Here is a 1,755-nt window from a genome sequence, read left to right as displayed (position 1 = left end):
GAAGTTCACGCCCGAGGGTGGCCGGATCGAGGTCGGGGCCGCGCCGCGGGACGGGGCTGTCGAGGTGTCGGTCCGCGACACCGGCGTCGGCATCGCGCCGGAGGACCAGGAGGCGGTGTTCGAGGAGTTTCGGCAGGTGGGAGCCAGCGCCGCGAAGCAGGAGGGGACGGGGCTCGGTCTTGCCCTGTGCCGGAAGTTCGTCGAGCTGCACGGCGGCAAGATCTGGGTGACGAGCCAGGTCGGCGCAGGCTCGACGTTCACGTTCACGCTGCCTACAACGCGCTGAGGCTACGGCGGCTTGACCGCCCTCCCCTTTGGCCGTAGCATGCCCATACTGTTACTCACGCGGGAGCTCGGTTCCCCGGGCTGAGAGGGCAGCGAACCTGCTGCCGACCGCTAACAACCTGACCTGGGTAATGCCAGCGAAGGGAGACCAGATGAAGACCTACCTCTCGGGCTCCAACCCCTCGATCCGGGTGCCGGTTCGCGCGCTCACCCTCACCAACGGCGAGAGCATCCGCCTCTACGACACCAGCGGCCCCTCCACCGACCCCGACTACGCGGTGGACCTCAAGCAGGGACTGCCGCCGCTCCGGCGCCACTGGATTCTCGAGCGCGACGACATCGAGCCCGGGGCGGGTGGGCGCTGGGGGCTTCGGGCCAAGCCCGGGCGCACCGTCACCCAGATGCACTACGCGCGCAAGGACGTGATCACGCCCGAGATGGAGTTTGTGGCGCTGCGGGAGAACTGCTCGCCCGAGCACGTCCGTTCCGAGGTCGCGCGCGGGCGGGCCATCATCCCCGCCAACGTCAATCACCCCGAGTCCGAGCCGATGATCATCGGCCGGAACTTCCTGGTGAAGATCAACGCCAACATCGGCAACTCGGCCGTCTCCTCCTCGATCGAGGAGGAAGTGGAGAAGATGACGTGGGCGACCAAGTGGGGCGGCGACACCATCATGGACCTCTCGACTGGCAAGAACATCCACGAGACCCGCGAGTGGATCATCCGCAACTCTCCGGTGCCGCTCGGCACGGTGCCGATCTACCAGGCCCTCGAGAAGGTCGGCGGCAAAGCGGAGGAGCTGACCTGGGAGATTTTCCGGGACACCTTGATCGAGCAGGCCGAGCAGGGCGTGGACTACTTCACCATCCACGCGGGTGTCCTGCTCCGCTACGTCCCGCTCACGGCGAAGCGCGTGACCGGCATCGTCTCGCGCGGCGGGTCCATCATGGCCAAGTGGTGCCTCTCGCACCATGCCGAGAGCTTCCTCTACACGCACTTCAGGGAGATGTGCGAGCTGATGGCGGCCTACGACGTCGCCTTCTCGCTGGGCGACGGCCTCCGGCCCGGCTGCCAGGCGGATGCCAACGACGAGGCGCAGTTCGCCGAGCTGGACACGCTGGGCGAGCTGACGAAGATCGCGTGGGAGCACGATTGCCAGGTCATGGTCGAGGGGCCAGGGCACGTGCCCATGCACCTGATCAAGGAGAACATGGACCGGCAGCTCGAGAAGTGCCACGAGGCGCCGTTCTACACCCTGGGACCGCTCACGACGGACATCGCGCCCGGCTACGATCACATCACCTCCGCCATCGGCGCGGCGATGATCGGCTGGTACGGCACGGCGATGCTCTGCTACGTCACGCCCAAGGAGCACCTGGGGCTGCCCGACAAGCAGGACGTCAAGGACGGCGTCATCGCCTACAAGATCGCGGCCCACGCGGCCGACCTCGCCAAGGGCCACCCGAAGG

2 protein-coding genes and 1 riboswitch are annotated in these 1,755 nt (G+C 67.4%); both genes read left to right on the top strand.

The features are described 5' to 3' along the window. A partial coding sequence (locus VGV06_13700) for an ATP-binding protein (GenBank protein ID HEV2056206.1) occupies positions 1–286 on the top strand: 286 nt, incomplete at its 5' end. A gap of 49 nt (positions 287–335) precedes the next feature. After that, positions 336–449, top strand: a riboswitch (TPP riboswitch). Further along, a partial coding sequence (gene thiC, locus VGV06_13695) for a phosphomethylpyrimidine synthase ThiC (protein HEV2056205.1) occupies positions 438–1,755 on the top strand: 1,318 nt, incomplete at its 3' end. (Overlaps the previous riboswitch by 12 nt.)

Source organism: Candidatus Methylomirabilota bacterium (assembly GCA_035936835.1).
GTDB lineage: Bacteria > Methylomirabilota > Methylomirabilia > Rokubacteriales > CSP1-6 > AR37.
The sequence above is the reverse complement of the archived record's forward strand: the minus strand, read 5'-3'. Positions and strand labels throughout refer to the sequence as shown.